Here is a 26,425-nt window from a genome sequence, read left to right as displayed (position 1 = left end):
AAAATCGACCGTTTGCAGGGACGGTCGGCCGTGGCAAATTCGCCCCGCGAATAACGATACGTTTGGGAGCCCTTGGCCGTATGACCTCCGTGACCGACGACCTGAAGCTGGCGGCCGATTTTCCCCAGGCAACCGTCGAGGACTGGCGCAAGCTGGTCGACGGCGTGCTCAAGGGCGCGCCGTTCGAGAAGCTGGTCGGCAAGACCTATGACGGGCTCAAGATCGATCCGCTCTATCCGCGCGCCAAGGCTGTCGCGCCCGTCATGGGGCGAGCCGCCGCCGCGCCGTGGCAGATCGTGCAGCGGATCGACCATCCCGATGCGGCGCTGGCCAATGCGCAGGCGTTGCAGGACCTGGAGAACGGCGCGACCGGGCTCGCGCTGGTCTTCGCCGGCGCCAATGGCGCGCGCGGTTTCGGCCTGGAACCTTCGGCCGAGGCGGTCGCGAAGATCCTGAAGGACATTCATCTCGACGCCGGCATCGGCATCGAGCTCGAGATCGGACCGCAATCGCGGATGGCCGCGATCCATGTCGCGGAATATGTGAAGAGCAAGGGTCTCGATCCCGCCGCCTGCAACATCCGCTTCGGCCTCGATCCGCTCGCGGCCGGCGCGGTGTGGGGCCACAGCCCCTATACCTGGGACGAGATCGCCCCCGCGATCACCGGCGCCATCAAGGGCCTCGCCGGGCTCGGCTTCAAGGGGCCGTTCGCCTCCGCCGACGGCCGCGCGATCCACGATGCCGGCGGCTCCGAGGTGCAGGAGCTCGCCTTCGTGCTGGCCTGCGGCGTCGCCTATTTGCGCGCGATCGAAGGCGCCGGCATTCCGCTGGAAGCGGCGCAAGGCATGGTCTATGCGCGGCTTGCCGCGGACGCCGACCAGTTCCTGAGCATGGCCAAATTCCGCGCGTTGCGCCTGCTGTGGGCGCGCATCGAAACAGCGTGCGGGCTGACGCCCAAACCGCTGTTCATCGCTGCCGATACCGCCTGGCGCATGCTAACGCAGCGCGATCCTTACGTGAATATGCTGCGCGCGACCATCGCGACATTCGCGGCGGGGCTTGCCGGCGCCAACGCGATCACCGTGCTGCCGCACACGCTGGCGCTTGGGCTGCCCGATCCGTTCGCGCGGCGTGTCGCACGCAACACGCAACTGTTGCTGCTGGAGGAAAGCAACCTCGCCAAGGTCAGCGATCCCGCGGCGGGCGCCGGCGGCATCGAGACGCTGACCGCGCAGCTTTGCGAGGCCGCCTGGGCGCTGTTCCAGGAGAGCGAAAAGGCCGGCGGCGCCTTTGCCGCGCTTCAGCAGGGCGTGTTCCAGGGCAAGGTCGCGGCCGCGCGAAAGGCGCGCGACGCCAACATCGCAAAACGCCGCGACGTGCTGACCGGCGCCAGCGAGTTTCCGAACCTGCATGAGAGCGCAGCCACCGTGCTCAAGGCGACACCGATCGCGCTGGCGCCGTACGGCGAGCAAAAATACAAGTTCGAGCCGCTGCCGCCGATCCGGCTGGCGGAACCGTTCGAGGCGCTGCGCGACAAATCCGACGCGGCGCTGAAGGTGCGCGGGGCGCGGCCAAGAGTGTTCCTGGCCAGTCTCGGCACGCCCGCCGATTTCACGGCGCGCGCGACCTTTGCCAAGAGCTTCTTCGAGGCCGGCGGCATTCAGGCCATCGACAGCGAGGGTTTTGCCGATCCGGCGAAGCTGGCTGCGGCCTTCAAGGCCTCCGGCGCCGAGCTTGCTTGCCTCTGTTCCAGCGACAAGGTCTACGCCGATCAGGCGGAACCTGCCGCGAAGGCCCTGCAAACCGCAGGCGGCCGACATATCTATCTGGCGGGCCGCCCGACGGAAGCCGAGGCGGCGCTGCGGGCCGCCGGCGTCACGGGTTTTGTCTTCGCCGGAGGCGATGCGCTTGCCACGCTGCAAGACGCCTATCGACGGATGGAGCAGGCATGACCGACACCAGCAAACCCGTTCTCACCGGCGGCTGCCAATGCGGCGCGGTGCGTTTCGGTGTCACGACGGCGCCGAACAGGGTCTCGATCTGCCACTGCCGCATGTGCCAGAAGGCGGCCGGCGCGCCCTTCGCCTCCTTTGCCGACATCAACAAGACCGACTTCGCCTGGACCAAGGGACAGCCGTCGTTCTTCCGCTCCTCCACCATCGCCGAGCGCGGCTTCTGCGCCGCCTGCGGCACGCCGCTCAGCTTCGGCCGCATCGACGGCGACCGGATCGAGATCATGACCGGCGCCTTCGATCGCCCCGACCGGGTGATCCCGACGCGCCAGTTCGGCACCGAATCGCGCCTCGGCTGGGTGGTCGGCATCGCCAATCTCCCGAGCCAGACCACGCAGCAGAATTACGGACCGGAGAAGATGGCGACCATCGTCAGCCATCAGCATCCGGATCATGATTGAGGATATGGTTGAAGCCATGAGCCGCATTCCGAACTTTGCAGACGTTGCCTTCGAGAGAGCAACCACCGCTGCTCCAGCCGGCAGCGCCGAGCCCTGGCTGACCCCGGAGGGCATCCTGGTGAAGCCCGCCTATGGCGAGGCTGATCTGGCCGGGCTCGATTTTCTCGAGACCTATCCGGGCATCGCGCCATACCTGCGCGGGCCCTACCCGACCATGTATGTCAACCAGCCCTGGACCGTCCGGCAATATGCCGGCTTCTCCACGGCGGAGGATTCCAACGCGTTCTACCGCCGGAACCTCGCGGCAGGCCAGAAGGGCCTCTCGGTCGCCTTCGACCTTGCCACCCATCGCGGCTATGACAGCGACCATCCGCGCGTCGGCGGCGACGTCGGCATGGCCGGTGTGGCCATCGACTCCATCTACGACATGCGCACGCTGTTCGCAGGGATTCCGCTCGACCAGATGAGCGTGTCCATGACCATGAACGGCGCGGTGCTGCCGATCCTCGCGCTCTATGTCGCTGCGGCCGAGGAACAGGGCGTGCCGCCGGAGAAGCTGTCGGGCACCATTCAGAACGACATTCTGAAAGAGTTCATGGTGCGCAACACCTACATCTATCCGCCCGCGCCCTCGATGCGGATCATCTCGGACATCTTTGCCTACACCTCGCAGAAGATGCCGAAATACAATTCGATCTCGATCTCCGGCTATCACATGCAGGAAGCCGGCGCGACGCAGGATCTCGAGCTCGCCTATACGCTCGCCGACGGCGTCGAATACTTACGCGCTGGTCTCGCCGCCGGCCTCGACGTCGACCGCTTCGCACCGCGCCTGTCGTTCTTCTGGGCGATCGGCATGAACTTCTTCATGGAAGTGGCAAAACTGCGCGCCGCGCGCCTGCTCTGGGCGAAGCTGCTCAAGCCCTTCAATCCGAAGGACCCGCGCTCGCTGTCACTGCGCACGCATAGCCAAACCTCGGGCTGGTCGCTGACCGCGCAGGATGTGTTCAACAATGTGATGCGCACCACCGTGGAGGCGATGGCGGCGACGCAAGGCCACACCCAGTCGCTACACACCAACGCGCTCGACGAGGCGCTGGCGCTGCCGACCGACTTCTCGGCGCGGATCGCCCGCAACACCCAGCTGTTCCTGCAGCAGGAGAGCGGCACCACGCGCATCATCGATCCCTGGGGCGGCTCCTATTATGTTGAGCGCCTGACGCGCGACCTCGCGGCCAAGGCCTGGGGCCACATCCAGGAGGTCGAGGAGCTCGGCGGCATGGCAAAGGCCATCGAGGCCGGCGTGCCCAAGCTGCGCATCGAGGAGGCCTCGGCCAAGACCCAGGCGCGGATCGATGCCGGCAAGCAGGCCGTGATCGGCGTCAACAAGTACAAGCCGACCGACGAGGACAGGATCGAGATCCTGAAGGTCGACAATACCAATGTCCGCCGCCTGCAGATCGACAAGCTGACGCGGCTGAAGAGCGAGCGCAGCCAGAAGGACGTCGATGCCGCGCTCGCCGCGATCACGCGTTCGGCCGGTGAAGGCAACGGCAATCTGCTCGCGCTCGCCATCGATGCTGCGCGCGCCAAGGCAACCGTCGGCGAAATCTCCGACGCCATGGAGAAGGTGTTCGGCCGGCACCGCGCCGAGATCAAATCCATCACCGGCGTCTACAAGCGGGAGGCGTCCAGCATGGGCAACCAGGTTGAGAAGGTTCAGGCGCTGATCGACGCCTTCGAGGAGGCGGAGGGCCGTCGCCCGCGCATCCTCGTCGCCAAGATCGGCCAGGACGGCCACGATCGCGGCCAGAAGGTGATCGCCTCGGCGTTCGCAGACATCGGCTTCGACGTCGACATCGGGCCGCTGTTCGCAACCGCCGACGAAGCCGCGCGGCAGGCGGTCGAGAACGACGTGCACATCCTCGGCGTCTCCTCGCTCGCCGCCGCCCACCTCACCGCGGTGCCGGAGCTGAAGGCCGCGCTGAAGAAGCAGGGCCGCGACGACATCATGATCATCGTCGGCGGCGTGGTGCCGCCGCAGGATTACGATGCGCTCTACGCCGCCGGCGCGGAAGCGATCTTCCCGCCCGGCACCGTGATCGCGGACGCGGCCGAGGAGCTGATCCGGAAGCTGAACACCCGGCTCGGGCATAGCGAGGCGGCGGAGTAGATGATACACTGGCCGCGCAACCGGCCAGATTGTGTTCATGACACGCGAAGAAATCATCGCGGCGATCCGCAAGAACGCAGATGCCATCAAGGGCAAGGGCGTGTCGAGGCTCGCCATCCTCGGCTCGCGAGCCGGCGAAGATTACCGCGCCGACAGCGATATCGACATTATGGTCGAGGTCGAACCGGAAACCTCGTTCTCGCTGCTCAATCTGATCGATGTCGAGCACATCATCGAAGATGCGACCGGCCTACAGGCCCAGGCAACCGTTCGCCGCTCGACGTCCCCCGGCTTTTCGCCGCACAGCGCAGACGACATTGTCGAAATATTCTGACGCCCACGCAGGAGCATCATCCTTGAAATTCATGACTCGTTTGAGCGTCGCCCTGGCGCTGAGCGTAACATGCGTGTTTTCCGCCCTCGCCGCCGACCCCAAGCCCGATGCCGTCGTGAACACCAAGAGCATCGAGGCGCGCGTGTTCCTCGACGACAGGATCAAGGCGGATGCGGCGCTGGCGGCGGATTGCCTCGCCGAGGGCAAGAAATGGATCGACAAGAATGCCGCGGAGGCGGCCGCCGCGCGCAAGGCCGATCCGCAGTTCTTCAAGGAGGGCGGCTGGGAGTTCGAGCGCAAATATGAGATCCGCTCCGTCGTTGCCGACCGCTATGTCAGCATCCTGCGCAACGACTACATGAACACCCGCGGCGCGCATCCCAATTCGGACGTGAACACGATCCTGTGGGACAAGGCCGACAACAAGCGCATCTCGATCCGCCCGTTCTTCACCGAGACCGCCGACAACGGCGCGGCCATGAAGGCGATGGTGAAGGCCATCATCGCCTCGCTCAAGGCCGAGAAGAAGAAGCGCGACGCCAGCGAGACCGCGACCGACGAATGGTTCAAGGAGCTGAAGCCGAGCCTGCTCAAGATCGGCGCGGTGACGCTCGCGCCGTCCACGGAAGCGGGCAAGAGCTCCGGCCTCACCTTCCACTACCCGCCCTACGCGGTCGGGCCCTACGCCGAGGGCGAATATGTCGCCTTCGTGCCTTGGGAAACGCTGAAGCCTTACCTCACCGCGGAAGGCACACGCATCTTCGGCGGCGCGCGGCCGAAGGGCGACGCGGAAGAGCCGTGAACGATCGCTAGAGTTTCGGTTCTGATTGAATCAGAACCGAAGCTCTAGATTCTTGTTTTGACGCGTTTTCTTCACGCGAACCGGTGTCCACTTCGCTCGAAAACGCTCTAGCCGGATCGCGCCAGCGTTCGCGCCAGTGAATCCGTCCAATCCGGAATCCAGGACGCAAACAGGGCTTGCCAGCGATCGGCGTCCGCAGGTTCGGTCTCGAGGGCGACCGACCATTCGATCAGGGTGCGGTCGCCTTCGACGATAGGCCGCAAATGCATGGTGCCTTGATAGCGCGTCGGTGCCGGCGTCCGGCTTCCGTCATACAGCGGATACGGCAATGCTTCGAGACCGGCATAGGTCAGGGTGTGCTGCTCGTCGGAGTGATCCACCAGGCTCTGGCGGATCCAGTTTCCGAGATAGCAGAAGCGCCTGACGGCGCCGATTTCGTCGCCGCGCTTGTCGTCTTCGATCGCGCTCTCGCTCACGCCGTCGATGTAAGCGGGGTAGTTGTTGAAATCGCGGATCAGCGACCAGACGTCGTCCAGCGGGCGTTCCAGCACGGCACTGTAATAGGCTTGGGTCATCGATGGCCTTTGGCTTTCGTTACGCGCTGAGGTTGGCGAAGCGCGCAGGCAAAACCCACCCGATTTCCGACTGCCCGTCTGATGGGCATGCTGTTTTCACACAACATGCCGATCTCCTTGGTAGCGCTACCTTGCGGTGACGCTGCAAAGCCGACTAGAATGCCGTCATTGACAAGAGCGCCCGAAATCACGGGCGCCGCTGGGAGGCATTCAATGTCCAAGATTTCGCGCCGCACCTTTGCGGCTTCGACCGCCGCAGTCGCGGCATCCGCCGCATTCGGCTTCAAGCCCGCACGCGCACAAGCCTATCCGGCCCGGCCGGTCACCGTGATCGTGCCCTGGGGCGCGGGTGGCGGCACCGACGCGACCGCGCGCATTGTCGCGGCACTGCTGGAAAAGGACCTCGGCCAGCCCTTCAACGTGGTCAACCGCACCGGCGGCTCCGGCGTAGTCGGCCATAGCGCGATCGCGACCGCACAGCCCGACGGCTACACCATCGGCATGCTCACCGTCGAAATCTCGATGATGCATTGGCAGGGCCTCACCGAGCTGACGCCGAAGAGCTACACGCCACTGGCCCTGATGAACGAGGATCCCCCGGGCATCCAGGTCTCCTCCTCCTCACCCTACAAGACGGTCAAGGAGCTCGCAGAAGCGATCAAGGCTGCGCCTCCCGGCAAGTTCAAGGCATCGGGCACCGGCCAGGGCGGCATCTGGCATCTGGCGCTGGTCGGCTGGATGCAGGCGATGGGCCTGCCCGCCAATCAGGTCGCCTGGGTGCCGTCGAACGGCGCGGCGCCCGCGATGCAGGACCTCGCCGCCGGCGGCCTCGACCTCACGACGTGCTCGGTGCCGGAGGCGCGCGCGATCATCGAGGCGGGCAAGGCCAAGAGCCTCGCCATCATGGCGCCGGCCCGCAATCCGGTGTTCAAGGACGTGCCGACCCTGAAGGAAGCGATGGGCATCGACTACGCAACCGGCGCCTGGCGCGGCATCGGCGCACCGAAGGGCCTGCCGCCGGAGATCGCTACCAAGCTCACGGCGGCGCTGAAGAAGGTCTACGACTCCGCCGAGTTCAAGGACTTCATGAGCAATCGCGGCTTCGGCACCGTCTGGGGCGATGCGAACCAGTTCGCGGGCTTCATGGACAAGGGCGACGCCCAGATGGGCGAGGCGATGAAGGCGGCCGGCCTGAGCAAGGCGTGACCTTTCGCTGCTCTCGTTGAAACGTTTCCGGCGATAGCGCCGAGCACTCCTTCACCTCTCCCCGCACGCGGGGAGAGGGAGAATTTCTTTCACAGGACCTCTCCCCATGCGTCTTCCCGACTCCGTTACGGGATCGTTTCTCGTCGTGCTCGGCGCTGCGGCCGCCTATGGCGGCTGGCTGCTGCCGCCGGTGCCGGGGCAGCCGGTCGGCCCCAACGTGTTTCCGCTCGTGATCGGCTCGGGGCTCGCGCTATGCGGGCTCGCGATCGTGTTCGGGATCGGGCACTCCTTCGAGGAGGAGGAAGAGCTGATCCCGCTGGAGGACGGCCAGGCGGCTGCCGCTCCACCGCCGCAGGGCAAGCTCTACGGCCTGCGCGCCTTGCTGCCGCCGGCGCTGCTGCTGTTCTACGTGCTAGCAGCCGACCGGCTCGGCTTCATCATTACCGCGGCGATCATGGTCTACGTCACCTCGACCGCGCTCGGGGCCAAGTGGAAGCTGGCGCTTCCGCTCGCGGCGCTCTCGCCGTTCGCCATTCACCTCATCTTCGGCAAGCTGCTCCGCGTGCCGCTGCCTGCCGGCCTCTTGCCGACGCCCTGGTAATCCCATGCTGAAGACCCTGATTGAAGCCTTCGCGCTGATCTCCACCTGGGAGGTCATCATCGCGATGTTCGCAGCCTCCGTGTACGGCCTCGTGATCGGCTCGCTGCCGGGCCTGTCGGCGACGATGGCGACCGCCCTGCTCGTCCCCGTCACCTTCTATCTGTCGCCGATCGCGGCGATCGCAACCATCGTGGCGGCGTCCTCGATGGCGATCTTCTCCGGCGATATCCCTGGCGCGCTGCTGCGCATTCCCGGCACGCCCGCCTCCGCCGCCTATGCGGACGAAGCCTACGCCATGACGCGCAAGGGCCAGGCCGAGCTCGCGCTCGGGGCCGGCGTGTGGTTCTCCGCCGTCGGCGGCATTGCCGGCGTGCTGTCGCTGATGATCCTGGCGCCGCCGCTCGCCGAGATCGCGCTGTCGTTCTCGACCTTCGAATATTTCTGGCTGGCGCTGCTCGGCCTGATGTGCGCCACCCTGGTGGCGCGCTCCTCGCCGGTGAAGGCGATCGCCGGAATGTTCCTCGGCCTGCTGGTGTCCTGCGTCGGCATCGAGAATCCCGGCGGCGTGCCGCGCTTCACATTCGGCCTCACCGATCTCTTCGGCGGCATCGAGCCGATCCCGGCGCTGGTCGGCGTGTTCGCGGTGGCGCAGGTGATGCGCGCGATGCTGACGCCCGAGCCGCCGCCGCTGCCGCGGCGAAAATTCGGAAGCATCATGGCCGGCCAGTGGAAGCTGACCAAGAAGTATCACTGGCAGATGACGCGCGGAAACATCGTCGGCATCATCATCGGCGTGCTGCCGGGCGCCGGCGCCGACATGGCGGCCTGGGTCTCCTATGCTATGTCGAAGCGCTTCTCCAAGGAGCCGGAAAAATTCGGCACCGGCCACGTCGAAGGCCTGGTCGAGGCTGGCGCCAGCAACAATGCCAGCATCGCCTCGGGCTGGGTGCCCTCGCTGCTGTTCGGCATTCCCGGCGACACCATCGCCGCGATCGCGATCGGCGTGCTTTACATGAAGGGCCTCAATCCGGGCCCGACGCTGTTCACCGAGAAAGCGTCGAGCATGTACGCGATCTATTTGATGTTCATCATCGCGAACATCATGATGATCCCGCTCGGCATCGCCATGATCCGGATCGCGGCCTACATCCTGCTGGCGCCGCGCTCGGCGATCATGCCGGTCATCATGCTGTGCTGCGCGGTCGGCTCGTTCGCAATCGGCAACAACATGTTCGGCGTCGTCACCGTCGCCGCCTTCGGCGTGATCGGCTACGTCATGGAGGCGAACGGCTATCCCGTCGCCGCCATGGTGCTCGGCATCGTCATGGGCACCATGGTCGAGCAGGCCTTCGTCACCTCGCTGATCAAGTCGGACGGCAGTATCCTGCCGTTCTTCGAGCGCCCGGTCGCCGCCATCCTCGCCGCGATGGCGATCGGAGCGCTGCTGTGGCCGGTGATGGTGTGGGTCTGGCGCAAGGTGAAACCGCCGCAAGCCGCGGCGGCCACGAGCCGGTGATATCGGGCGGGCAGCTCTCGCATGCTCCGGCTCGGCGTTGTAAAGCAGGGGCATGACTGAGAAGAAGGCCTCGCTGGACATCAAATCCCTCGCCCGAGACTTGCGCGCCGGCAGCCGCGCGGCCCTTGCCCGCGCCATCACACTGGTGGAAAGCCGCCGCGCCGATCATCAGGCGCTGGCGCGCGAGCTGGTGCAGATGCTGCTGCCGGACACCGGCAAGGCGTTCCGCGTCGGCATCACCGGCTCGCCCGGGGTCGGCAAGTCCACCACCATCGACGCGCTCGGGACCTATCTGATCGAGCAGGGCCACAAGGTCGCGGTGCTCGCGGTCGATCCGTCCTCGGCGCGCAGCGGCGGCTCGATCCTCGGCGACAAGACGCGGATGGCGCGGCTGTCGGCCTCGGACGATGCCTTCATCCGACCCTCGCCGTCGTCCGGCACGCTCGGCGGCGTCGCGGCCAAGACGCGCGAGGCGATGCTGCTGTGCGAGGCGGCCGGCTTTGGCGTCGTGCTGGTGGAAACCGTCGGCATCGGCCAGTCCGAGACCGCGGTCTGCGACATGACCGATTTCTTCCTCGCCCTGATGCTGCCGGGCGGCGGTGACGAGCTGCAGGGCATCAAGAAGGGCCTGGTCGAGCTCGCCGACATGATCGCCATCAACAAGGCCGACGGAGACAACCTCAAGCGCGCCAAGATCACGGCGGCGGATTATCGCGGCGCCCTGCATATCCTGGCGCCACGATCCGAGCATTGGCATCCGCCGGTCGAGACCTATTCGGCACTGGCCGGCACCGGCATTGCCGAGCTCTGGCAGAAGGTCCTCGATCATCGCAAGGCGATGAACGCATCCGGCGAGTTCGCGGCGCGGCGGCGCGAACAGCAGGTGAAGTGGATGTGGTCGATGCTGGAGCAGCGCATGCTGGCGCGACTGCGTAGCGAGGCCTCGGTACGGACCAAGGTTCGCAAGATCGAGTCCGAAGTGGCTGACGGTCATCTCACCCCGGCGCTCGCCGCCGAGCAGATCCTGGAGTTGCTGCAATGAGCGACAAGCTCCGCATTCTCCTCACCGGTTTTGGGCCATTCCCCGGCGCGCCCTATAACCCGACCCAGCCGCTGGTGGCGCGGCTGACGCAATTGCGGCGGCCGGCGCTCGATGACGTCGAGCTGTCGAGCCACATCTTCCCGGTCACCTATGCCGCGGTGGACCGGCAATTGCCTGACGTGCTCGCGAAGGTGAAGCCGGACGCGGTGTTGATGTTCGGTCTCGCCGCACGCACGCCGTACCTGCGCATCGAGACCCGCGCCCGCAACGCCGTCACCATGCTCTGGCCCGACGCCGCCAACACCCGTTCGAGCAAGCGCGGCATCGCCGGCCATGCCGACGCCATGACATTCGGCCCGCATACGGCAAGGCTGCTGCGCGCCGCCCGCCTCACCGGCATCGACGCGCGTGCCTCGCGCGATGCCGGCGCGTATCTGTGCAACTATCTGAGCTGGCGCGCGATCGAGAACGTGCGCGCAGGTGGGCCGCAGCTTGCGGCGTTCATCCACATCCCCCTGCTGGCACGCAGCGGTGCCGTGCGCCGCAAGGGCGCGCCCCGGATCACGCTGGAGGAGCTGGTGGACGCGGGGGAAGCGATGCTGATGGAGCTGGTGGGGTTGGCGCGGAAGCGGCGCGCTTCGTAGTGTGGATTAGCGAGGCGTAATCCACCTCTTCTGCATCAACGTGTTCCGTGCTCGCGGCGACATGGTGGGTTACGCCTGCGGCTAACCCACCCTACGGCACCACCTTGCGGTAAACATTTAACCCTACCGCGAACAATCTCCGCGCCTTCGCCTGCCCTGCGCTACCTAGTCCTCGCGGACCCCCGCGTCCGCCGGAGGACGCGTCATGGACCTCAATCGCCGTCACCTCATCGGAGCTTCCACCGCTGGCATCGCCGGCGCGTTCGCCATGCCGGCTGACGCCGCGCGCGGGGCGCCGCTGACCTCGCTGCTCGGCCGCGATGCCACGCAATATGGTGTGCGGCCCGGCAGCAGCGAGGACCAGACGCGCGCGCTCCAGCGCGCGATCGACGACTCTGCGCGAACGCAAATGCCGCTGGCCTTGCCGCCTGGCGTCTATCGGAGCGGATTGCTGCGGCTGCCGAACGGTGCGCAATTGATCGGCGTCCGCGGCGCGACCAAATTCATCTTCACCGGCGGGGCCTCGGCGATCCAGAGCGACGGTGCGGATTCCATCGGCCTCACCGGCATCACTTTCGACGGCGGCAGTGTTCCGTTGGCCGCGCGGCGCGGACTGATCCATATCCTCGGCGGCCGCGACGTTCGCATCACCGATTGCGAGATCACGAACTCGGGCGGCAGCGGCATCTGGCTCGAGCAAGTCTCGGGCGACATCTCCGGCAACATCTTCACTGACATCGCCGTGACGGCGGTGGTCTCGTTCGACGCCAAAGGCCTCAGCGTCTGCCGCAACACGATTCTCGGCACCAACGACAACGGCATCGAGATCCTGCGCACCGCGATCGGCGACGACGGCACGCTGGTCGCCGACAACCGCATCGAGAACATCAAGGCCGGCCCCGGCGGCTCCGGCCAGTACGGCAACGCCATCAACGCCTTCCGCGCCGGCAACGTGATCGTGCGCGGCAACCGCATCAGGAACTGTGATTACTCCGCGGTGCGCGGCAACTCCGCCTCGAACATCCAGATATCGGGCAACAGCGTCAGCGACGTGCGCGAGGTCGCGCTCTATTCGGAGTTTTCGTTCGAAGCCGCGGTGATCGCCAACAACACGGTCGACGGCGCCGCCGTCGGCGTCTCCGTCTGCAATTTCAACGAAGGCGGCCGCATCGCGGTGGTTCAGGGCAACATCATCCGCAATCTGATCCCGAAGCGCCCCATAGGCACCGCACCCGACGACGACGCCGGCGTCGGCATTTACGTCGAGGCCGATACATCCGTGACCGGCAACGTGATCGAAAACGCGCCCTCCTACGGCATCGTCGCCGGCTGGGGCAAATATCTGCGCGACGTCGTCATCACCGGCAACGTGATCCGCAAGGCGCTGGCCGGCGTCGGCGTCTCCGTCGTGCCGGGCGCCGGGATCGCGCTGGTCAACAACAACATGATCTCGGAAACCCCGCGCGGCGCCGTGGTCGGGCTTGACCATGCGCGCGCGGTGACGTCGGACCTGTCGGCCGACGGCGCGCAGCGGTTCGCACAGGTGGTGGTCGGCGGGAACGCGGGGCGAAGGTAGGCGTGCGGCTGGCAGCCGGCCTAAGCCTCCTTCGGGGCTCCCCATGGGACGCGTTGCGTCTTATGCCTCCTTGGGATGGCGGGGCGAGAGGGGCGTTTGCCTCCCCTTTGCCCACGCTTCGGAAGCCTTAGAACGCGTTCCTGAGCAGCGGGTATTTGGCTTCCAGCCCGTCGAGGCTGAAAGTGAATTCGACGACGCGCTCGGGGGCTGCGACGATTTCCTCGGCCGGCGGAGCGAATTGCGGCAGGAGCGCCGCCATCGTGGCAGGCGCGGCCTTCGGCGGCTTCGCGGCAGGCGCCGCGAGGGGCGGCCTCACTTCGGGCGCGGTGAGAGACGTCATTGCCGCGGACGCGGCGAGCGGCGACCTCACGGCGGGCGCGACGAGCGGTGCCCTCGCAGCGGGAGCCTTCAGCGGCGGCATTTCGGCAGGCGCCGCCGCCACGGGCGTGGCAAGGGGCGCGATCGGGGCTTCGGTGATCTCGGCGAGAACGTCCGGCTTCGGATCGAGCCTGACCGGCACGGCGGTCTCTGGGGCGATGTGGACGGCCTTTGGCTGCAAGGTCTTGGGCTGCAAGGTCTTGGGCTGCACGGTCTGCGCCTGCGGCTCACGCGGAAACACGCGGGGCATGGTCGCCGGCGACCAACCGAAGGCGGGCGTCACGCTTGCAGCCGCCTCGGCAACGTCAGCGCCGGTTGCGAGCGCACGCCAGGTCTGGACGGCGCGCTTGGCTTCCTGGATGTTTTCGAGGAATGCGATCTCCGAATGATAGCGCCGCCAGCGGCCGGTCTCGAACATTTCGGAGAGATGCTGCAGTCGCTGCTCGGCGAGAGCGCACCAGCGCTCCACAACGTCGCGGCCAGCAGCCACGGCACGCACAGACGTGCAGTCAGATTCTTGGCGAAGTGTCATAAACCAGCCCGTCAGGAGAAAACACGGACGCGGGGGACGCAACGCACACGAATCAATTTAGACGCGACATGAATATTTTGTGGAAAAGTTTTGACTTGTCCAGCAACGACGCGGCGCTCGTCGCCAGACACCGTAGTCGTGCGGAGATTTGCCGCGTTTTCGAGTCAAGCTTCGCACAAGCATGACGGGCCTGCGGCGCGCCGAGCGAACGATCGACTCGAACGCGGCTGCGGTCTTTCAACCGCAAGCTGAACGAACAAGAGACTTCAAAGAATCGGAAGCCCAAAAAGAAAAGACCCGTCCGGGGGGACAACCGGACGGGTCGAGCCATATGGGCGCTTGGGGTGGATGGGCGCTCGCGCCTGATATGACTGATGGGGAGGGATGACCGCTCCCACATAATTTGGTCGTGGCAGCCAGCTGAACGTTCAACGCGGGGTTCGCTTTTTTGGTCTTCGATCCTGCGCGCATCTTCGCCGCAGCGGCTATCGCGTCGCAGGCCTATCCGCCTGAGAAATCGTGGCTTTATCGTCCGCACTCGACAGCGAGGGTTGTTCGATCGCGCGGCTATTGGGCTCATCGCGACGCTTCGCGGCATCTTCACGTTTTGTTGTACCGGACGCAGCCGCAACCGGCGTCGTGCTGTCGGCGGGAATAGCCATGACCGCGGCAAAAGCATCGGTCTGGCCGTCGCCGAAGAGTTCGTCGCGCCCGGGCGAACCGAGGTCGCGCGCGGTCTTCGTCAGCGTCGTGCGCAGCGCTTCCGGCTTCAAGGCGTAGTTGCGCTCGAGCAGCAAGGCCGCGACGCCGGAGACATAGGCGGCCGAGAACGAGGTTCCCGACGTCATCTGGTACTTGCCATCAGGCGCCGGCAGGAAGATGTCGACGCCAGGCGCTGCGACGGCGATGTAATTGCCGCGGTTGGACGCGCTGAACAACCGGTCCTGCTGGTCGGTCGCGCTGACCGCGATCACGTTCGGATTGGCGGCCGGATAGAGCGGCGGCGATTTCGCGCCGGCATTGCCGGCAGCGGCAATCAGCACGAGCCCGCGCGCGGCGGTCGCCGCGATGGCGCGCTCGATCACGGCGTCCTTGGGACCGGCAAAGCTCATATTGACGATTTGCGCGCCGTGCTCGGCGGCATAATTCAGCGAGCGCAGGATGATGTAGGACGAGCTCTCGGCGCCGCCATTGGCGCCGCCGAAGGCACGGATCGCGATGATGCGGGCCTCGGGCGCGCTGCCCATCAGCCGGGAATGCGCCACGATCGCGCCGGCGATGCCGGTGCCGTGGATGTGCGGTCCCTCGGCGCTGCCGAGCGCATCGAAATTGTCCGAGACGGAATTGGCAAGCTCGGGATGTCCGGCGTCGATGCCGGAGTCGATCACGGCCACCGTGACGTTGGCGCCGTGCGCCAGCGTATGGGCCTGCGGCAGGCGAAGCTTGGCCAGCGCGTATTGCGCCGGATCGCCCTCGCTTAAAGCGGTCGATTTCTGGTCCTGGAGCAGATAGCGGAAGTTCGGCTGCACCGAGCGCACGCTGCCGTCGGCTGCAAATTCCTGCCGCACCGTCTCGGCGGGCCGGCCGTCGGTGATCCGGAACAGGCCGAAGGTGGCACCGATCAGCGGGAAATTCTCCGAGGAAATGCGCGTCAAGCCGTGCCGCCGCGCCAGCTCGTCGGCCTCTGCCGGCGACAACGCACCGTCGATCTCGGCGACGAATTCATTGGCGAAGCTGGTCGAAATCATCGCAGCCGCACTATTGCTGCCGCGCCCCTTGCCGGCGCTCTTCTTGCCGGATTTCCCGGTGCCCTCGCCGCCGGCATTCGGCTGCGCGAGGCATTCGCCATCGGCAGCGCGATAGGGCGCGGTGCAGGCCGGATACAGGTTCGGCGAGTAGCGCGCATAGGGCAGCACCGGCGTCGGCCGGATGCGCGAGGTCGTGGTGTGGGGGATGACCGCGATGGTGCGGGGTCCGCGATCGACGCTGACCGCACGCGCGGCGATATTGGGACTGATCCGCGGGGTGATGGTCGGCGCTCGCGAGGGCAAGCTGATCGTGGGCGTGCGCATGATCGCCTGCGCCTGCGCGATCTCGACGCCGAGACAGGCGGCGATCATAAGCGCGGCGCCCACCGACGAAGCGTGGGCCCCGGCGCGCAACCTGCTCTTGGACTTGCCTGTCATCGGCTCAGCGGCGCGCCTAGGGCGCCGCGACGGCGAGGTTGACGAACTTCTCGCGCTGCATCTTGCCGAGCAGCGAGGCAAGCTCGTCCTGGCTCAGGGCCCTGTCGAACTGGAGGCGGAACATGCCGCCCTTGGCATCTCCGATGATCGAGGCCTGATAGCTGTCGAGCAGCGCGGTGATGTCGGCGACGCGCGCCTCGGGCGTGAAGCGCACCAATGCGCGCGCCGGTGCGGCGGATGACCCGAGCTCGCGCGTGATCGGCGCGCTGGTCGAGAGCGAGGCGGTCTGGAAGGTCGCGGGCTGCTTCTTCATCAGCACGGCGCCGATGATGCCGGCCTGCAGCACCAGCGCGACGGCGCCAAGGCTGGCCGACCAGGCCAGCGTGCGCGGCGACAGGCTCGCGAAGAAGGTCGCGATGCGCGCCGACAGCGGCAGCGAACCGCTCGCCCGCGCAGGCTCGGCGTCGATCGCGGCGAACAGCTTCTGCATCGCGCGCGCCGACGGAGCCCCGAGGCTCTCGTTCAGATGGATGGTCTCTTCGTACTCGCCGCGGATCGCCGCATATTGCTTCGCCAGATCCGGATCGCGCGCCAGCGCTTCCTCGACCCGGCGCGCATCGCGCGCGTTCAGCGTGCCGGCCGCGTGCCACGGCAGCAGGAGTTCAATTTCACTGGGCTCTTGCTCCAGCATCTTCTTGCTCAAAGCCATCATGGCCAGCCTCGCTCAACGCCGGCTGCCTTCAGCAGTTCGGCCAGTTTCTTGCGCGCATAGAACAAGCGCGTCTTCACAGTGTTCTCCGGAATGCCGACGATTTCAGCCACCTCTTCCACGGACTTCTCGTGGTAGTAGACGAGATCGACGATTTCCCGATGGTCCGGCGAGAGGCCCGTCAGACACTCCCGCAACGCTTCACTGGTATCCTTCTTCTGCACCACCGTTTCCGGATTGTCGGACGAATCCTCGATCGCGTTCGCGGCGTCTTCGTCCAGTTCAAAATCCTTCCTGCGCCGGAGCGCAGACAGGGCCTTGAACCGGGTAATTGCCAGCAGCCAGGTGGAAACGGCGGATCGGCCCTCGAACTTGCCGGCTTGACGCCAGACGTCCAGAAATACCTCGCTGATGAGGTCTTCCGCCGCCTGCTCGTCCCGCACGAGCCTCAGCCCGAAACGATACACCCTGACATGGTGCCGCCCGTACAGCACCTGCATGGCGAGCCGGTCACCTTGAGCGATCCTGGCGATGAGGACCTCGTCCGAAGCCGCCTGTGTCACGCTCAATGCCCGTCTCGCAAAGTTGGTCGGGTCGGCGCGGCGGACGGTTCGACAGGGGGTGCAAAATTGTTCAGGCTACCGCAGTCATACGGGCATCTGTGTGATCCACCCCACATACGCCCGCTTTTGTTGTCGCCCTTGCGGCAGTCGGCCGCCATCATCCATATCGGTAACATAATACTGCGATACTTCCCTGCGGAATGCCTGTCTGGCACAGGCGGCCCGGCCTCGTCCGGTTCCATAGCAGCCCTGCACGACATATGTCTCGCCAAGCCCGAATTAGGCTCGATCGCATCGCAAACTGATGCCCTGCCGCCGGCAAATTTCTTCCGCCGGCCCATCACCTTGTTCCGCGCTGCACGGTTCGGATTCGATTTCAAAGGATACCAAACCTAAAGGCTTGCCACGTAGATTTTTCCGCTGACATCCACCATTGGCGGGACCATGAGCACGGCCGCGACGTCCTTTCCCGAGAGGAATGCTGCTGAGGTCGCGGATCTCGTGCTCGCGCCCGAGGCGGCGGCGCCCGAAGTCCTGGCGCGCCGGGCCCGGCAGCGCCGCCAGATGTATATCGGCCAGGTCGCGAGTTATTCGCTGGGGGCCTCGGTCCTGCTGCTCTACGCCTATGCCGGCGTGGTCGCCATGGCCGTTCCATCGCTGTTCTGGCTTGGCGGCCTCCTGATCATCGGCACGTTTACCGTGCTGTCGGAAGCCGGCTTCGGTGACCGCTTCGAGGATCATTATCTCACCGTCTTCCAGATCTCGGCGCATATGGCGCTGCAACTGGTGTTCCTGCTCGCCGTGCCGACGGTCGGGGTCGCGTTCATCGCCGTGCTGTTTCTGATCTTCGCGTTCGGCACGCTGCGGATGACCTCGAGCCAGGCGATGCTCACCTGGGGCCTCGCCACCTGCGGGCTCGCCGTCGTCTTCCTGGGCTCGGACCTGCCGATCGGACTGCCGGTCAGGACCCGCCTGGAGCGAACCGCCTCGATGCTGTGCTTCGCGCTGGTGATCGGCCAATGCGCCTTCCTCGGCCTGTTCGGCGCCACCCTGCGCAAGATCCTGTATCGGCGCAGCATCGAGCTGAAGGCCGCCTATCAGCGCATCGAGGAGCTGGCCGAGCTCGACGAGCTCACCGGCTCCTACAACCGCCGCTGCATCATGCGCCTGCTCGACGCCGAGATCGAGAAGGCGCGGCAGATTTCGGCGCCTTGCGCCATCGCGCTGATCGATCTCGACTGGTTCAAACGCATCAACGACGCCCACGGCCATCCCGTCGGCGACGAGGTGCTGCGCACCTTCGCGATCACCATTTTCGCCAACATCCGCCCGGTCGACAGCTTCGGCCGCTACGGCGGCGAGGAATTCCTGCTGCTGCTGCCGGACACCTCGGGCGAGGCCGCGCAGCGCATGCTGGAACGCTTGCGCAGCATCGTCGCCGATCTCGACTGGAGCGCCTTCTCACCGGGCATGCGCGTGACCATTTCAGCGGGCGTCGTGACGCTGCGCGAGACCGATACTGCCGACACGTTTCTCGCGCGCGCCGACCGCGCGCTATATTCCGCCAAGGCGCAAGGGCGCAACCGCATCGCAGCGAGCTGACCAATCCATTTTCCCCGGTGCGACGAAAGCCGACGCCGGACCGAACGCTCCAGGACAGGGCAATGAGATCCAAATCCGCAAAATCATCCGAGAATCTGCTCGAGGAATTGCAGGCTGCGCTGTCGCACGGCACCGTGGCGCGCCGCGTCGAGACGTTGCGCCGCGTCACCGACCTCTTCGTGGGCAACGCGGTGGACTATTCCGACGACCATATCCGCGTGTTCGACGACGTGTTCCAGTGCCTGATCGAGCAGATCGAGGTTTCGGCCAGGGCGCTACTCGCCGACCGCCTCGCGCCGATCGCGGCCGCGCCTCCGAACATCATCCGCACGCTCGCGCTCGACGAAGTCATCGAGGTCTCCGGCCCCGCGCTGTCGAAATCGGAACGGCTGGACGAGACGACCTTGATCGAGATCGCGCGCACGAGGGGCCAGGCGCATCTCAAGGCGATTTCGCTGCGGCGGGTGCTGTCGGAAGCGCTGACCGACGTGCTGGTGAGCCGCGGCGATGAAGATGTGGTGCAGTCGACCGTCGGCAATCCCGGCGCGCGGCTCTCCGAGGAAAGCCTGTCCGACCTCGTCACCCGCGCCGAACGCGACGACGACCTCGCCGCCTGCATCGGCCTGCGCAAGGACCTGCCGCGTCATCACTATTTGAAGCTGGTCGCGAAAGCCTCCCTGAGCGTGCGGAGGAAGCTCGAAGCGGCGCATCCGGAGCTCGCGGACGAAGTGTCGAGCGTAGTCCAGGAAGTGGCCCAGCGGGTGCGCGCCGCCGCCATGTCGAAGCAGACCGAGATGGCGCGGGCGCTGGTGAAGTCGCTGCACGCGGACGGCCGTCTCAACGAATTCCAGGTCACCACCTTTGCCGAGCAGGGCAAGTTCGACGAAACCAATGCGGGGCTCGCCGCGCTCGCCGGCGTCGCGGTCGAGACGGCCGAGACCATGATGATCGAAAGCCGCACCGAGGGCGTCATGATCCTCGCCAAGGTCGCGGGCATGTCCTGGCCGAGCGTGCGCGCCATCATCGCCATGCGCGAGAAGCTCTCGGGCGGCTCGCAGACCGACATGCTGACGCTGCGCGACACTTACGAGGCGCTGCGCTCATCGACCGCGCAGCAGGCGCTGCGCTTCCACCGCATGCAGCAGACCGCCACGCCGGCGGCGTGAGGTCGCAGGGTCGAGAGCCTTTTCCGTTCCGATGGAATCGGAACGGTTCTCTAGACTCTTTGTTTGACGCGTTTTCTTAACGCGAACCGGTACCCACTTCGCTCGAAAACGCTCTAGTATCTCAGGACCTTCGAGCCGGCCAACGCGCCCACCGCCGCGACGAACGCCGCTGCCAGCGTGTACCAGGTCGCGACGAACAGAGGCGAATCGTCGGTGCAGTGCGAGGCATAGAGCGTCGCGGCAAGGCTGGCCGACGCCAGGCCGGCGAGCGCACCGGCCAGCGCGGGGTGCGCGGGCGCGCCATGGCGCAGGCCGAACAGCGCACCTGCGAGCAGCGGCAGCGACATCGCAGGGATCGCGATCAGGCACACCCTGGAATTCTTCCCCATCAGCCGCATCGTCATCGGCATGGCCGGCGCCATCATCGCCTCGCTCCCGATCGCAACCGCAAGCAGCCCGACGGGGAGCAACAGCAGCCAGCCCCAACCGCGCATCAAGGCTTCGGGACGTGACAGATGCAGGCTGACGATGATCGCGGGGATCGCGAGCGACAGCGTGACCGCGAACTTCATGTCGAAGAACGGGTTGCGCATGGCCGTCATCACGTCGGGCCGCACGCCGAGAAAGGTCGCGAAAATCAGGATCGACAGGGGCGCGGCGACCAGCAGCGCCGTGGTCAGCATGGTGCCGACGCGCGGCGCGCGGTGGGCGTTGTCGGCTGCGAGCGAGCGGATCAGTTGATCGGTATCCATGACTAGCGGTCCCGCAGTTTGGCCGTCAGCGCGGCAAGTCCGCGATGCAGTGCGACCCGCACCGCGCCTTCGCTCATCGAAAACTTCGTCGCCGTGTCCTTGATCGAGGCGCTCTCAACCGCGATCGACTGCAGCACGTCGCGCTGGCGCTGCGGCAGCGTGTTGAGCTGGGCTGCGACCTCGCCCGCGGAGGCCGTCTCCTGCGGCGCTTCGCCCGGCAGCGTCTCGGCGAAATCGTCGATGTTGACGAAGACCCGCCTGCCGCGCCGCCTGAGCGCATCGATCAGCTTGTTGCGGGCGATCGCGAACAGCCAGGGCGCGAAGGGTGCTTCGCTGTCCCAGGTGTGCCGCTTCAGATGCACCGCCAACAGAATCTCCTGCACGATATCCTCGGCCTGATCAGGGGGTTGCCCGGCCCGCGCCAAGCCGCGCCTCGCCGCGGCGCGCAGCACCGGCGTGACCGCCTTCAACAGGCGATGATATGCCGCATCATCGCCTGCCATGGCCGACCGCATCAGGCCGGTCCATTCGTCCTCACGTCCGCGCACGCGCGCCCCTCACCATGCAATTCGGCCGTTCGTTCAATTTGTTACGCGGATCGGCACGAGATCACAAATTCGTGATCAAGACCGGACCTCGCGACCGATACGGCCGTCAATTTCTGCGACGGCTCATAACACCGATCCGCTCGCCCCGCACCCGGCGGCCGGCGGCATGGGGCCGGTTTGCCCCGTTTTTGCCCGGTGTAGCCCGAAGATTCCCATTTTCTGCCCCGCTGTCGTCACGCCCCAGGGTCTCTGTTCGTTCCCGGGACGGGCGGAATTGGGGAGATCATCACCATGATGAAAGCCAGCGGGCGCGCGGCCCTGATCGTTCTGGCCGGTCTTTTGTTGCTGTTCGGAGGCCCTGCACAGGCGGCCCCAAGCTCAGCCACCGGCAAATCAGACAGCGCGGGTCAGCAGGCCGACACCGCCAAGCCCAGCAAGCACCGCCGCCACGAGTCACGCCGCACCGGCAGCAGCAAGACGGCACAGAAGTCGGGCGACAAGACCGACGCGCCGGCAAAGGCCGACGAGGGCAAGTCTGATCACAACAAGTCTGATAGCAGCAAGTCTGATGGCAAGACGGCCGACAACAAGGCCGACAATGACGTGCCGGCGTCGAGCCAGATACCGCCGGCGATCGCCAACGCCAATGCGCAGCTCGCCGCCACCGATACGCCGACCGCGGCTGCGGCCTCCGCGATGACGGATCGCGCCAACGACAACGTCCAGGCGGCCGCCGACAATACCAACGCCCCGAGCGCCGAGAGCCAGGTCGTCGCAGCCGATCAGCTCAACGACATCGATCGCGCCCTGCAACAGGACAGCCCGCCGGCGCAGAAGACGGTCATTGCCGCAACCGAGGCCCAGCCCCGGCCCGCGCCGGTGATGGCGAGCAGCCAGCAGAGCTCGGCCTGGGACCAGAGCTCCCTGATCGGCAAGATCTTCATCGGCGTCGGCACGCTGCTGACGCTGGCCTCCGCCGCACGCATGTTCATGGCCTGATTGCCGGTTCGACCAGGACGCGCGCCGACGCGTCCGGCGTCCCCGGCCCCTCTTGAAGGCATCCGCGCCAGCGGGCACATTGCCCGCCCAATCAAAAGCGTGGGTGAAGCATGAGCACGTTCGAACACATCATCGTCGAAAGCAAAGGCGCGGTCGGTATCATCAAGCTGAACCGGCCGAAGATGCTCAACGCGCTCTCCTTCGGCGTCTTCCGCGAGATCGCCGCGGCGGTCGAGGATCTCGAGGCCGATGACGCCATCGGCTGCATCGTCGTGACCGGCAGCGAGAAGGCCTTTGCCGCCGGCGCCGACATCAAGGAGATGCAGCCGAAGGGCTTCATCGACATGTTCTCCGAAGATTTTGCCGCGATCGGCGGCGACCGGGTCGCGCGCTGCCGCAAGCCGACGATCGCGGCGGTCGCCGGTTACGCGCTCGGTGGCGGCTGCGAGCTCGCCATGATGTGCGATTTCATCATCGCCGCCGACACTGCCAAGTTCGGCCAGCCCGAGATCACGCTCGGCACCATTCCCGGCATCGGCGGTACCCAGCGCCTGACGCGCGCGATCGGCAAGGCCAAGGCGATGGATTTGTGCCTCACCGGCCGCATGATGGATGCGGCGGAAGCCGAGCGTTCGGGCCTCGTCAGCCGCATCGTGCCCGCCGACAAGCTGATGGACGAAGTGATGGCGGCAGCCGAGAAGATCGCGTCGATGTCGCGCCCCGCGGTCGCGATGGCCAAGGAAGCGGTGAACCGCGCCTTCGAGACCACGCTCGCCGAGGGCATGAGCGTCGAGCGCAACCTGTTCCACGCGACCTTCGCGCTGGAGGACCGCTCCGAGGGCATGGCGGCGTTCATCGAGAAGCGCAAGCCGGTGAACAAGAACCGGTAATGTCGGCGAACGGTCAGGCTGGTGTAAGGCTCGGCCGCGTTCCCGCAAAATCCCTGTGACGAAGCTGCAACAAGCACCGATTTCATGGGGGTTTCCCCCGCGGCAGTTTGCCTGCGGGACCTCGGCTGGTTAAACAGTTAAGAGGCCCCGTCGGCGGGGGCGGACAGCCGGGGTTAAGCGGGATTACATGATTGGGCGTACCGCCAGAGCTGGTCGCGTGATGACGCGGCGTCGATCGGGCGTGGGTCCGGTGCTTGCGACATGGACCACGCTGGCGCTCTGTTGCGCCCTGCCCGCCGCCGCGCGGGCTGAAGCCCTGCCGGAGGCGCTCGCCAAGGCCTACCAGACCAATCCGCAGCTCAATGCCGAACGTGCGCGGCAGCGCGCCACGGACGAGAACGTGCCGGCGGCCCTCGCCGGTTACCGCCCGCAGATCGTGGCCAGCCTCAGCGCCGGCCTGCAAACGGTTCGCAATCTGCTGCCCGACAACACGATCCAGACCGGCAACCTCAAGCCGTGGATCATCGGCGTCACCGTGACGCAGACGCTGTTCAACGGCTTCCGCACCGCCAACAACGTGCGCGCCGCCGAGCTCCAGGTGCAGTCGGGCCGCGAGGCGCTGCGCAATGTCGGCCAGGGCGTGCTGCTCGACGCGGTCACCGCCTATACCAACGTGCTCGCCAACCAGTCGCTGGTCGAGGCGCAGCGCTCCAACGTCGCCTTCCTGCGCGAGACGCTCGCGGTCACCCAGCGCCGCCTCAATGCCGGCGACGTCACCCCGACCGACAGCGCGCAGGCCGAGGCGCGCCTCAATCGCGGTCTTGCCGATCTCAACGCCGCCGAAGTCGCGCTGGCCGTGAGCCAGGCGACCTATGCGCAAGTGATCGGCAATTCGCCGTCGCAGCTGCGGCCCGCCGACGTCGTCGACCGCTATCTGCCGAAGAGCCGCGAAGACGCCATGACGATGGCGATCCGCCAGCACCCGGCGGTGATGGCCGCCGGTTTCGACGTCGATGTCGCCTCCACCAACATCCGCATCGCAGAAGGCGCATTGCTGCCGAGCGCCACCATCCAGGGCAGCGCCAGCAAGAGCCGCAACAACGATCCCACGCTCGGCACCTTCGCCGAGGACCAGGCCTCGATCGTCGCCAGCGTCACCGCGCCGATCTACGACGGCGGACAGGCCGCCGCGCAGACCCGACAGGCCAAGGAGATTACGGCGCAGAGCCGGCTCGTGCTCGACCAGGTCCGCAATCAGGCGCGCACGGCGGCGATCAGCGCCTGGGTTTCCAATGAGGGGGCCAGGGTCGCGGTCTCCGCCTCGGAGTCCGAGGTCAAGGCCGCGACCGTCGCGCTGCAGGGCGTCCAGCGCGAGGCCGCCGGCGGGCAACGCACGACAGTCGATGTCTTGAACTCGCAGGCCGACTTGATCCAGGCCAAGGCGCGCCTGATCGGCGCGCAACGCGACCGCGTCATCGCCTCCTACACGCTGCTCAGCGCCATCGGCCATCTCGACGTCAAGACGCTGAACCTGAACACGCCGGATTACCTGCCGGAGGTGCACTACCACCAGGTCCGCGATGCCTGGCACGGCCTGCGCACGCCATCGGGGCAGTAGTCTCAAATCATCTGGACGGGGCCGATGAAAAGCCGCCGCATCCATCTGACGGGAGCTTCGGGGGCCGGCGTGACGACGCTCGGCCGCGCGCTCGCGGGCCAGCTTGCGCTGCCGCATCATGACAGCGACGACTATTTCTGGCTGCCAACCGTGCCGCCCTACCAGACCACGCGCCCGGCCGCGGATCGGCTGCGCCTGATGCGCGAGATGTTCCTGCCGCGCCGCGATTGGGTGCTGAGCGGAACCGCCACCGGCTGGGGCGACGAACTCGTCGCGTATTTCGATCTCGTCATCTTCGTGGTCACGCCGCGCGAGCTGCGGATGCAGCGTTTGCGCGCCCGCGAGGCCGCGCATTTCGGTGCTGATGCCGTCGCACCCGGCGGCTGGCGTCACGAGGAGACCGAAGCCTTCATCGATTGGGCCTCCCATTACGAGGCCGGAGATCGCGAGGGCCGCAGCCTCGCCAAGCACGAAGCCTGGCTCACGGGCCTCGCCTGCCCGGTCGTACGCGTCGACGGCTCACGGCCGCTTGCGGACCTTGTCGAGCAGCTATGCAGCGAAGCGCAGCGGCGGCTGCCGGGCTGATGTGATACTGTTCCGCACGACGATCAAAAAACAGAACAGGGAGAGAAACCGTGCTCAACCGACGCAGCGTCCTGCTTGCCTCCCTTGCCGCCGGAGTAGCCATGACCAGCAAAGCCCACGCCCGTGCGTCGCAACCCTCAACGCCGGTGAATTTCGACGTGCCCGCGCACGCCTGCGACTGCCACACCCACATCCATGGCGACGTCGAGAAGTTTCCGTTCTTCGCAGGACGCGTCTATACGCCGGAGCCGGCGAGCCCGGAGGAAATGGCCGCGTTGCACAAGGCGCTGCATATCGAGCGCGTGGTGATCGTGACCCCGAGCGTCTACGGCACCGACAACTCCTCCACCCTGTTCGGCATGAAGGCACGCGGCGCGACCGCGCGCGGCGTGGCGGTGATCGACGACAAGACAACCGAGGCGCAGCTCGACTCGATGCACCAGGAAGGCTTCCGCGGCATCCGCCTCAATCTCGCGACCGGGGGCGTCAATGACCCCAATGTCGGCCGCCCCCGCTTCACCGCAGCCGTCGAGCGCATGAAGGCGCGCGGCTGGCACGTGCAGCTCTACACCACGCTCGCCATGATCTCGGCGATCAAGGACCTCGCCCTGGCGGCGCCGGTGCCGGTCGTGTTCGACCATTTCGGCGGCCTCGAGGCTTCGCTCGGGCTGGAGCAGCCGGGATTTGCCGACCTGATCGCGCTCGTCAAATCCGGCAAGGCCTACGTGAAGATCTCCGGCGCCTATCGCTCGTCGAAGCTCGCGCCCGATTTTCAGGACATGGTGCCTTATGCGCAGGCGCTGATCGCGGCAAATGCCGACCGCATCGTCTGGGGCACCGACTGGCCGCATCCGGATTCCAGTCGCGTCGAAGGACGCAAGGCCACCGACATCGCGCCGCTCTATCAGATCGACGACGGGCGTCTGCTCAACCAGTTGCCGGTGTGGGCACCCGACGCCGCCGTGCGCAAGAAGATCCTGGTCGACAACCCGGCGCGACTTTACGGCTTTTGACG

The 26,425-nt window shown here is 66.4% G+C and carries 25 protein-coding genes; 18 read left to right on the top strand and 7 right to left on the bottom strand.

Features of this window, described 5'->3' with window-relative positions:
* Positions 1-80 precede the first annotated feature (80 nt).
* The 5 genes from CO669_RS26625 to CO669_RS26605 are packed head-to-tail and all read left to right on the top strand — an operon-like array spanning position 81 to position 5,722.
* Positions 81-1,952: a methylmalonyl-CoA mutase family protein gene (locus CO669_RS26625; RefSeq protein WP_097662913.1), complete on the top strand. Its 1,872-nt coding sequence runs from the start codon at positions 81-83 to the stop codon at positions 1,950-1,952.
* The gene (locus CO669_RS26620) at positions 1,949-2,413 is read left to right on the top strand and encodes a GFA family protein (RefSeq protein WP_097662912.1); all 465 of its coding nucleotides are present in this window, start codon (positions 1,949-1,951) and stop codon (positions 2,411-2,413) included. The genes CO669_RS26625 and CO669_RS26620 overlap by 4 nt, the downstream gene beginning before the upstream one ends.
* Positions 2,414-2,429: 16 nt before the next feature.
* Entirely contained in the window at positions 2,430-4,586 is a 2,157-nt protein-coding gene (scpA, locus tag CO669_RS26615) for a methylmalonyl-CoA mutase (RefSeq protein WP_097663020.1), read from the top strand.
* A 37-nt stretch (positions 4,587-4,623) separates the two neighbouring features.
* Entirely contained in the window at positions 4,624-4,920 is a 297-nt protein-coding gene (locus tag CO669_RS26610) for a nucleotidyltransferase family protein (protein WP_097662911.1), read from the top strand.
* A gap of 31 nt (positions 4,921-4,951) precedes the next feature.
* Entirely contained in the window at positions 4,952-5,722 is a 771-nt protein-coding gene (locus tag CO669_RS26605; protein WP_097663019.1) for an RsiV family protein, read from the top strand.
* 107 nt (positions 5,723-5,829) lie between these two features.
* On the opposite strand, the gene CO669_RS26600 is transcribed toward CO669_RS26605, so the two are convergent.
* Positions 5,830-6,297 (bottom strand): SRPBCC family protein, encoded by a 468-nt coding sequence (locus CO669_RS26600; protein ID WP_097662910.1) that lies wholly within the window; start codon positions 6,295-6,297, stop codon positions 5,830-5,832.
* Between the two features lie 213 nt (positions 6,298-6,510).
* Here CO669_RS26600 and CO669_RS26595 point away from each other — a divergent pair, with 213 nt between their 5' ends.
* The 6 genes from CO669_RS26595 (at position 6,511) to CO669_RS26570 (ending at position 12,882) form a co-directional block, all read left to right on the top strand.
* The gene (locus tag CO669_RS26595; protein WP_097662909.1) at positions 6,511-7,503 is read left to right on the top strand and encodes a tripartite tricarboxylate transporter substrate binding protein; all 993 of its coding nucleotides are present in this window, start codon (positions 6,511-6,513) and stop codon (positions 7,501-7,503) included.
* A 106-nt stretch (positions 7,504-7,609) separates the two neighbouring features.
* Positions 7,610-8,104 (top strand): tripartite tricarboxylate transporter TctB family protein, encoded by a 495-nt coding sequence (locus CO669_RS26590; protein WP_097662908.1) that lies wholly within the window; start codon positions 7,610-7,612, stop codon positions 8,102-8,104.
* A 4-nt stretch (positions 8,105-8,108) separates the two neighbouring features.
* Positions 8,109-9,620 carry a tripartite tricarboxylate transporter permease gene (locus CO669_RS26585; RefSeq protein WP_097662907.1) on the top strand — a complete coding sequence of 504 codons (1,512 nt, stop codon included), beginning with the start codon at positions 8,109-8,111 and terminating at the stop codon, positions 9,618-9,620.
* Positions 9,621-9,672: 52 nt separating this feature from the next.
* Positions 9,673-10,662, top strand: coding sequence for a methylmalonyl Co-A mutase-associated GTPase MeaB (gene meaB / locus CO669_RS26580; RefSeq protein WP_097662906.1), 990 nt, complete (start codon positions 9,673-9,675; stop codon positions 10,660-10,662).
* Entirely contained in the window at positions 10,659-11,306 is a 648-nt protein-coding gene (locus CO669_RS26575) for a pyroglutamyl-peptidase I (RefSeq protein ID WP_097662905.1), read from the top strand. The genes meaB and CO669_RS26575 overlap by 4 nt, the downstream gene beginning before the upstream one ends.
* A gap of 205 nt (positions 11,307-11,511) precedes the next feature.
* Entirely contained in the window at positions 11,512-12,882 is a 1,371-nt protein-coding gene (locus CO669_RS26570; RefSeq protein ID WP_097662904.1) for a TIGR03808 family TAT-translocated repetitive protein, read from the top strand.
* Between the two features lie 127 nt (positions 12,883-13,009).
* On the opposite strand, the gene CO669_RS26565 is transcribed toward CO669_RS26570, so the two are convergent.
* The 4 genes from CO669_RS26565 to CO669_RS26550 all read right to left on the bottom strand — a co-directional run bounded on the left by CO669_RS26565 (position 13,010) and on the right by CO669_RS26550 (position 17,256).
* The gene (locus CO669_RS26565) at positions 13,010-13,750 is read right to left on the bottom strand and encodes a TIGR03809 family protein (protein WP_198964277.1); all 741 of its coding nucleotides are present in this window, start codon (positions 13,748-13,750) and stop codon (positions 13,010-13,012) included.
* Positions 13,751-14,277: 527 nt separating this feature from the next.
* A complete protein-coding gene (locus CO669_RS26560) occupies positions 14,278-15,978 on the bottom strand; it encodes a S8 family serine peptidase (protein WP_097662902.1) in 1,701 nt (566 codons plus the stop codon).
* Between the two features lie 16 nt (positions 15,979-15,994).
* Positions 15,995-16,690 carry a hypothetical protein gene (locus tag CO669_RS26555; protein ID WP_097662901.1) on the bottom strand — a complete coding sequence of 232 codons (696 nt, stop codon included), beginning with the start codon at positions 16,688-16,690 and terminating at the stop codon, positions 15,995-15,997.
* On the bottom strand, positions 16,687-17,256 hold the full coding sequence (locus tag CO669_RS26550; RefSeq protein ID WP_198964276.1) for a sigma-70 family RNA polymerase sigma factor: 570 nt from the start codon (positions 17,254-17,256) through the stop codon (positions 16,687-16,689). The genes CO669_RS26555 and CO669_RS26550 overlap by 4 nt, the downstream gene beginning before the upstream one ends.
* Before the next feature lie 438 nt (positions 17,257-17,694).
* Here CO669_RS26550 and CO669_RS26545 point away from each other — a divergent pair, with 438 nt between their 5' ends.
* Together CO669_RS26545 and CO669_RS26540 are read left to right on the top strand one after the other, a co-directional pair.
* Positions 17,695-18,852, top strand: coding sequence for a GGDEF domain-containing protein (locus tag CO669_RS26545; RefSeq protein ID WP_097662900.1), 1,158 nt, complete (start codon positions 17,695-17,697; stop codon positions 18,850-18,852).
* 62 nt (positions 18,853-18,914) lie between these two features.
* On the top strand, positions 18,915-20,018 hold the full coding sequence (locus CO669_RS26540; protein ID WP_097662899.1) for a DUF2336 domain-containing protein: 1,104 nt from the start codon (positions 18,915-18,917) through the stop codon (positions 20,016-20,018).
* A 113-nt stretch (positions 20,019-20,131) separates the two neighbouring features.
* Here CO669_RS26540 and CO669_RS26535 read toward each other — a convergent pair whose 3' ends face one another.
* Together CO669_RS26535 and CO669_RS26530 are read right to left on the bottom strand one after the other, a co-directional pair.
* Entirely contained in the window at positions 20,132-20,770 is a 639-nt protein-coding gene (locus CO669_RS26535; protein WP_097662898.1) for an NrsF family protein, read from the bottom strand.
* Between the two features lie 2 nt (positions 20,771-20,772).
* On the bottom strand, positions 20,773-21,318 hold the full coding sequence (locus CO669_RS26530) for a sigma-70 family RNA polymerase sigma factor (protein ID WP_097662897.1): 546 nt from the start codon (positions 21,316-21,318) through the stop codon (positions 20,773-20,775).
* A 291-nt stretch (positions 21,319-21,609) separates the two neighbouring features.
* Here CO669_RS26530 and CO669_RS26525 point away from each other — a divergent pair, with 291 nt between their 5' ends.
* The 5 genes from CO669_RS26525 (at position 21,610) to CO669_RS26505 (ending at position 26,423) form a co-directional block, all read left to right on the top strand.
* Entirely contained in the window at positions 21,610-22,317 is a 708-nt protein-coding gene (locus CO669_RS26525; RefSeq protein ID WP_097662896.1) for a hypothetical protein, read from the top strand.
* A 110-nt stretch (positions 22,318-22,427) separates the two neighbouring features.
* A complete protein-coding gene (locus tag CO669_RS26520; protein WP_097662895.1) occupies positions 22,428-23,207 on the top strand; it encodes an enoyl-CoA hydratase in 780 nt (259 codons plus the stop codon).
* Positions 23,208-23,427: 220 nt separating this feature from the next.
* Positions 23,428-24,825 carry a TolC family outer membrane protein gene (locus CO669_RS26515; RefSeq protein ID WP_198964275.1) on the top strand — a complete coding sequence of 466 codons (1,398 nt, stop codon included), beginning with the start codon at positions 23,428-23,430 and terminating at the stop codon, positions 24,823-24,825.
* A gap of 24 nt (positions 24,826-24,849) precedes the next feature.
* Positions 24,850-25,410 (top strand): P-loop NTPase family protein, encoded by a 561-nt coding sequence (locus CO669_RS26510; RefSeq protein ID WP_097662893.1) that lies wholly within the window; start codon positions 24,850-24,852, stop codon positions 25,408-25,410.
* A 50-nt stretch (positions 25,411-25,460) separates the two neighbouring features.
* The gene (locus tag CO669_RS26505) at positions 25,461-26,423 is read left to right on the top strand and encodes an amidohydrolase family protein (protein WP_097662892.1); all 963 of its coding nucleotides are present in this window, start codon (positions 25,461-25,463) and stop codon (positions 26,421-26,423) included.
* Positions 26,424-26,425 lie beyond the last annotated feature (2 nt).

The sequence above is a fragment of the Bradyrhizobium sp. Y36 genome (assembly GCF_002531575.1).
Lineage (GTDB): Bacteria > Pseudomonadota > Alphaproteobacteria > Rhizobiales > Xanthobacteraceae > Bradyrhizobium.
The sequence above is the reverse complement of the archived record's forward strand: the minus strand, read 5'-3'. Positions and strand labels throughout refer to the sequence as shown.